The organism is Anaerovibrio sp. (assembly GCF_051866355.1).
GTDB lineage: Bacteria > Bacillota > Negativicutes > Selenomonadales > Selenomonadaceae > Anaerovibrio.
In genome coordinates this window covers 1-5955 of record NZ_JBJDWZ010000181.1, presented here as the reverse complement: position 1 = coordinate 5955, position 5955 = coordinate 1, and the positions used below count along the sequence as shown (strand labels likewise).

Below are 5955 nucleotides of genomic sequence, written 5' to 3'. Positions count from 1 at the left end.
ACTATTTTTTTATATCACCAAAGTATCATACAAGCACTACGATAAACTGGAATTTCCCCACATACAAAATGTGGTAAATATTGGCGAAATATGATAAAATAATTAAAGTATATGTTTTTATATACGCAGTATGTATAAAAGGGGTATATTTTTGGAAAAGAGGGTGTTGTCATGAGGTACTGTTTTTCTATTTTTTACGCTGTTTTGTTTTTGACTATGGCTATGTGCAGCACTGTCATGCACAGCACGGCTGAGGCGGCCGCCGATTCGTGGTATTGGATATCTTCGGATAATAACTATACAAAGTATTACGATACTTCCAAGGTCAAGGTGCAGGAAGCCTTCGGGGGCATTGCCACCAGAATTACGGCCGTAACCAAAACCACCTACAGCTATGGGGGAGCCAAGGAAACCCTTGACAATTACGGCATAAAGGATATCAGGCCGAATGATTTGGCGTACAGTCTGGCGACCGTGCAGATATGCCCGCAGACGAGGGTGCTGGCCTACCTGACTGAAACCTTTTATGATAAGAATGGTGTAAAGCTGTGGAGCAAGCAGTATCAGCCGTTGAAGTACAAGGAGATGAACTCGCAGGAGTTTGACGAGGATTTTTATGCCTACATTGTGGATAGTGTTTTTGGCATGGGCGAGGTGGAACGCCGCGGCGCATCGGACAGATGGCTGCTTCTGTGGCAGGATAGCCTGTCTGGCGGCAGTTATGTGAACTGCATGGCGGACACGACCACCATGCGCGTCAACGGCGAGAATATCATCTTCTGGGAGTGGCAGGAGTGCAAGTCTGCCAGCGGTGAGGTTATAGAAATACGCTTTTTGAAGAAGGCAATCAATATTCCGCAGTACACCAGCAAGGTTGTCCGTTATCAGCACTGGAATGCCCGCGAAGGCTGGAAGGATTATACCGACAAGGAAACGGACGGAGCATATCATGCCATAGCTAAGGGCTCAAACGAGGAAAAGGAACTGAACCAGCTGCGTACCTACGAAAATTCCCACATGAAATGGGTGCACAGGTACAGCCTGGATGATTACGAATCCATCAGTCACTGAGCTGTGGTGGGAAATCATGTAAATATGGGGAGTTAATAATAAATGCCGATTAAGATACCAAATGATTTGCCGGCGGCGGCAATTCTGGAAAAAGAACATATTTTTATCATGGATTCAGACAGGGCCTACAGTCAGGACATCCGTCCCCTGCGGCTCCTGATTCTGAATCTGATGCCGGTCAAGCAGGTCACGGAAACCCAGCTGCTGCGTCTGCTGGGCAATACGCCCCTGCAGGTGGAGGTCGACTTTATATATACCGAGTCCTATGTGCCGACCCATACCTCTCAGGATTATCTGACGGAGTTCTACGGCACCTTTGCCGAGGTGCGGCACAAAAAATACGACGGATTTATTATCACCGGGGCGCCGGTGGAGCAGATGCCCTTTGAGGATGTAGCCTACTGGGAAGAGGTTTCGGAAATCATGGAGTGGAGCAAGAGCCATGTGTATTCCACCTTTCACATCTGCTGGGGAGCGCAGGCGGGGCTGTATTACCATTACGGGATTCCCAAGTACGATGTGGCTCCCAAGATTTTTGGCGTGTACAAGCATCACCTCTGCCAGAAAAATGAACCCTTGTTCAGAGGCTTTGATGATGAGTTTTATGTGCCTCATTCCCGGCATACGGAAATACGCAGGGCGGATGTTGAGAAGGTGGAGGAGCTGACGATTCTGGCCGAGTCGGAGGACGAGGCCGGGGTGTATGCCATTGCCAATCTTGAGCAGAGGCAGTTTTTTATTACCGGACATGCAGAGTATGACCCTTTATCCCTGAAAGAAGAATATGACAGGGATATGGCGGCAGGCATGCCGAATGTCAACGTGCCAAAGAACTATTATCCTGATGATGACCCGTCACGCATGCCTGTGGTGCGCTGGCGCTCGGTGGCAAACCTGTTGTTTTCCAACTGGCTGAACTACTATGTCTATCAGGAAACTCCTTATGAGCTGGACAGTCTTTGCCGTTATCAGGACAATATTTAAAAGACAGGGTGAGTTTAATGAATTATAAGCGTTTGCTGGTTGCGGGGGCGGCTCTGTGGAGCTTTTCCTTTTGCGCGAATCCGATAAGTCCGGCTGAGGCGTCGCCGTATGTGCCGGAGAATATTTTCCGCTGGGTGCAGTCCTCTGCCCGGACCAACTATTTTTTCAACAAACAGCAGATATGCTATGAAACCGATGCGGAGGGGAATGTGGATACCAATCTGCTGGTGGTTCCCGTGCTGAAAACCTTCGATGATGTGATGATAAACGATGTGGTGGCCAAGCGCCGCTGGAATGGCAAGTCACTGGCGGGCTTTGATGATTTTGTGGGGGTTTCGGAGTATCTCGTCATCAATCTGGCCGAAAAAAAGGTCAGCGTGCAGGAGATTGACTATCTGGATTCTACCTGGACGGCCATTGAGGTGGTCAAGACCGATGTGGAGGTAAGCCTCGAAGAGCTGTCGGAAAAAAGTCTGGATGCCAGATTCTATGACAGGATTATTGACTATGCCCTGCGCAATCAGCTGGTTCTGGCTGAGCGCACCAGAGGCGATTTGGACGAGGCGCTGAAAGCACAGCTGGCAGAGGCGCAGGAGGCTTATCGCGAGGCCCACAAGCCGGACAGGCCGGAGGATAATGAGTAGAAGTAGAGGCAGGAAGAGGTTAGCATGGCGACAGAGTTTACTTTTGTAGTGGAAAAAACGTGTCCTGTTTGCGGCAAGAGCACCCGTGTGGTCAAGGTGAAGTCGCGTCTGGTGGCCACGCAGGTGGATAACGATTATTGCTGTCACTACCGTGATTTTGACCCGTATCTGTATCATATCTGGGTGTGTGAGCATTGTGGCTTTGCCGCGGATGAAAAGGTGTTCCTGACGGCTCTGCCTATGAGCAGGCGGGAGCTGATGGGCAATGCCCTCGTGGAAAAAAATGTGCATTTTGATTTTCATGAGGAGCGTGATGTGCCGGATGGCATTGCGGCTGTCAAGCTGGCCATATTCTGTGCCGAAACATTGAAGGCGCCGCTGGCCAGACGGGCCGGCATTACGCTTCGGCTGGCATGGATTTACAGATTGTCCGGCAACAGGGAAAAGGAAATGATATACATAGAGAAGGCACTGAATCTCTATGTGCGCTCTCTGGAAACGGAGCGTTATCCGATTGATACCCTTACAGACAGCATGGTGATGTACCTGATTGGCGCCCTGTACGCTGATTTGGGGGTACGTGACAAGGCTGTGCTTTATCTGAGCCGTCTGGTGGACGAGAAAAACCGCAGTCCTGTGGCAGAGGATAAGATTTACCGCGATGCGCGCCGTCTGTGGCAGGCTGTCCGGGAGAGCGGCCGTGAGCAGGAAGAGAAGGACGCTGACGGGGCAGGCGAAAAGCGCGAGGCAAAGGCCGGAGCGGATGCACCGGCAAAGAAGGCGGCACCGGCCAAGAAAAAGACAGGTTTCAGCCGCTGGTTCGGCTGACGGACGGGGCAGGCATTGACAGGATAGTGTGGGACAGGTGATGAATTATGGATATGCCGGCAATTATAGCCGAGTATTTTCCGGGCATCAGCGCGGAAAGCATTTCGGCGGCTGTGGAGGATTATCAGCCGGCCTGGAAGATAATACAGCATACATGGAGCAATGAAACCTTGAAGGAAATCATGCAGGGCAAGGTTTCCGTGCCGGATTCGGTCATCAATGAGGCCATTGCTGACAGGCTGCTGGGCAGTGATGAAAATGCAGATAATGCGGAGAACAGGGAGGCTGTGGAGCTGCCGGTGACGGAGCTGCGCCTGACCTCAAAGGAAAACGGCAGGCTGGAGATTTTTGCCAATACGAGGAAAATGGGCAGGCTGGAGTTTTCCGGTACGATTGAGGAATTTGTGCATAACGGGTCGGATTCCCACGTAACCTATCGCGTCAAGGAGAGAGCTTTGAAGGACCATGGGCTTGCCTCGTGGTTCTTTTCACGTATTTCCATGTCGATGGCCCAGAAGCTGTTTGGCAGGTTTGACCTGGGGGAGAGCCTGCCTACCACGATTAAGGGCAATTATATTACGGTAGACTGCAGGAAGGCTCTGGAGCAGTCGGAGCTGGCAGAAGCGCAAATCAAGGGCTACAGGCTTCTGGATATGCTGGAGATAAAGAATGCTGTGCCTCATGATGGCTACATCATGTTTGAAACGAGGCTGAACATTCCGCAGGAGATTCAGGTGGCAGCTCTGGATTTGCTGCTCCGCCGCAATACACAGGAGGGAAATGAAGCCAAATGAAAAAGATAGCAGTGCTGCTGCTGTGCCTGTCGTTTTTTTTGACGGCCTGCAGCGGAATGGCTGTGGCCAAGACAAAGGAAGCGCCAAAGAACAAAGGAACAATTATATATATTCCTCACGACAACAGGCCGATTTCCGATGTGGAAACGGCTGATACCATACGCCAGCTGGGCTATAATGTGGTAGTGCCGCCGGATGAGCTTCTGGGCAGCAACAGCAACATGGGGGATGCGGACAAGCTCTGGCAGTGGCTGGAGGACAATACCACCGTGCCGCACAAAAAGGACAAGAAGCCGCCATACAAGCCATTACCGGGCATCAAGGCCGTGGTGATTTCCGGCGATTCCATGATTTATGGCAGCCTTGTGGGCTCCAGAAAGCATCACATAGCCCAGAGCACGCTTTTGGCGCGGGTGAAGAAATTTCAGGAGTTCAAGGATTCCCATCCAAAGGTGCCTATGTATGTTTTTTCCTCGATTATGAGGACGCCGCGTACCGGCGAGGCATCGGGCAGTGAGGAGCCGGGCTATTATTTCAGCTATGGCACGGATATTTTCCGCTACACGGCCCTGAAGGACAAGGAAGAGGTAGAGGGCCTGACCAAGCGGGAAAAGAAGGAACTGAAATTTTTGACGGAGTTCTTGCCGCAGGAGGCCATTGATGATTGGATGAGCCGCCGCAGCAAGAATCTGGCAGTCAACAAGGCCATGATTGATTTAGCCAAGGCAGGGACGTTTTCCTACTTCTGCCTGGGGCGTGATGATAATGCCCCGTATTCCCAGACCCACAGGGAAAGCCGCTGGCTCAGCGAATATGGCAAGGAGCTGGGCAGGACGCGGTTCAACAACATGGCCGGTATAGATGAGTTCGGCATGCTTCTTCTGACCAGGGCAGTCAATGACCTTGATTCGGTAATGCCTTTTGTCCATGTGCGCTACAACATGGGCGAAGGGGCGCGGGTTGTGCCATCCTATTCTGACGAGGCCATAGACAAAACCATCCGCTCCCATGTAATCATGGCCGGCGGCGTGTATGTAACCACCCCGGCAAGGGCGGATCTGGTGCTTTTGGTGAACACCAATCCCAACGGGGAAACCTACGAGGCCAACGATGCTGAAAATACGGAGAAGAGCAGGTTTTCCACCAGATATTTCATGGGGATGGTGGAAGAGGAGCTGACAGAGGGGCGCCCTGTGGGGATTGCCGATATAGCCTTTGCCAATGGCTCTGACAATGCCCTGATGGCCGCGCTCAGGGACAGGAAGCTTCTGTTCCGCCTGCAGGCCTATTCCGGCTGGAACACCCCTACCAACAGCACCGGATTTGTGCTGGGGCAGGGCATGCTGATGCCGCGGATATCGGATGAGGGGCGCAAGCGCCTGCTCTATACCCGCTATCTGGAGGACTGGGGCTATCAGGCCAACGTAAGGCAGAACCTGTCTGCAACCCTGGGCTATTTCAAGGGACAGGGCAGTGGCGGCAATCTCAACGAGAAGCGGGCCCAGGCCGAGGCTTCGGCAACGCTGCGCCTGCAGACCTTCGCCAGATGGAATCTGCCGCAGTTCGTGGATGTGAAGCAGATAAAGGTGACTATGCCGTGGAACAGGCTGTTTGAGTGCTATCCGCAGTTTTAA

General features: G+C 52.0%; 6 protein-coding genes. All 6 read left to right on the top strand.

Translation table 11 applies throughout. The features are described from left to right. The first annotated feature begins 171 nt into the window (after nt 1-171). Genes ACI3UA_RS09590 through ACI3UA_RS09565 form a run of 6 tightly spaced genes read left to right on the top strand, consistent with a single transcriptional unit; the run spans nt 172 to nt 5955 of the window. On the top strand, nt 172-1071 hold the full coding sequence (locus ACI3UA_RS09590) for a hypothetical protein (protein WP_439724595.1): 900 nt from the start codon (nt 172-174) through the stop codon (nt 1069-1071). Between the two features lie 42 nt (nt 1072-1113). Next, nucleotides 1114-2055 (top strand): homoserine O-acetyltransferase MetA, encoded by a 942-nt coding sequence (metA, locus tag ACI3UA_RS09585; RefSeq protein WP_439724594.1) that lies wholly within the window; start codon nt 1114-1116, stop codon nt 2053-2055. Between the two features lie 17 nt (nt 2056-2072). Further along, nucleotides 2073-2699, top strand: a complete 627-nt coding sequence (locus tag ACI3UA_RS09580; protein WP_439724593.1) for a hypothetical protein — start codon at nt 2073-2075, stop codon at nt 2697-2699. A 24-nt stretch (nt 2700-2723) separates the two neighbouring features. Beyond that, a complete protein-coding gene (locus ACI3UA_RS09575; RefSeq protein ID WP_439724592.1) occupies nt 2724-3527 on the top strand; it encodes a DUF2225 domain-containing protein in 804 nt (267 codons plus the stop codon). A gap of 47 nt (nt 3528-3574) precedes the next feature. Then, entirely contained in the window at nt 3575-4321 is a 747-nt protein-coding gene (locus tag ACI3UA_RS09570; RefSeq protein ID WP_439724591.1) for a hypothetical protein, read from the top strand. Then, on the top strand, nt 4318-5955 hold the full coding sequence (locus ACI3UA_RS09565) for a DUF4127 family protein (protein ID WP_439724590.1): 1638 nt from the start codon (nt 4318-4320) through the stop codon (nt 5953-5955). Before ACI3UA_RS09570 ends, ACI3UA_RS09565 begins: the two co-directional genes overlap by 4 nt.

Excerpts from the sequence above, each read along its gene's own strand:
- ACI3UA_RS09590 (WP_439724595.1), top strand. The coding sequence starts at position 172 with ATGAGGTACTGTTTTTCTATTTTTTACGCTGTTTTGTTTTTGACTATG.
- metA (WP_439724594.1), top strand. The coding sequence starts at position 1,114 with ATGCCGATTAAGATACCAAATGATTTGCCGGCGGCGGCAATTCTGGAA.
- ACI3UA_RS09580 (WP_439724593.1), top strand. The coding sequence starts at position 2,073 with ATGAATTATAAGCGTTTGCTGGTTGCGGGGGCGGCTCTGTGGAGCTTT.
- ACI3UA_RS09575 (WP_439724592.1), top strand. The coding sequence starts at position 2,724 with ATGGCGACAGAGTTTACTTTTGTAGTGGAAAAAACGTGTCCTGTTTGC.
- ACI3UA_RS09570 (WP_439724591.1), top strand. The coding sequence starts at position 3,575 with ATGGATATGCCGGCAATTATAGCCGAGTATTTTCCGGGCATCAGCGCG.
- ACI3UA_RS09565 (WP_439724590.1), top strand. The coding sequence starts at position 4,318 with ATGAAAAAGATAGCAGTGCTGCTGCTGTGCCTGTCGTTTTTTTTGACG.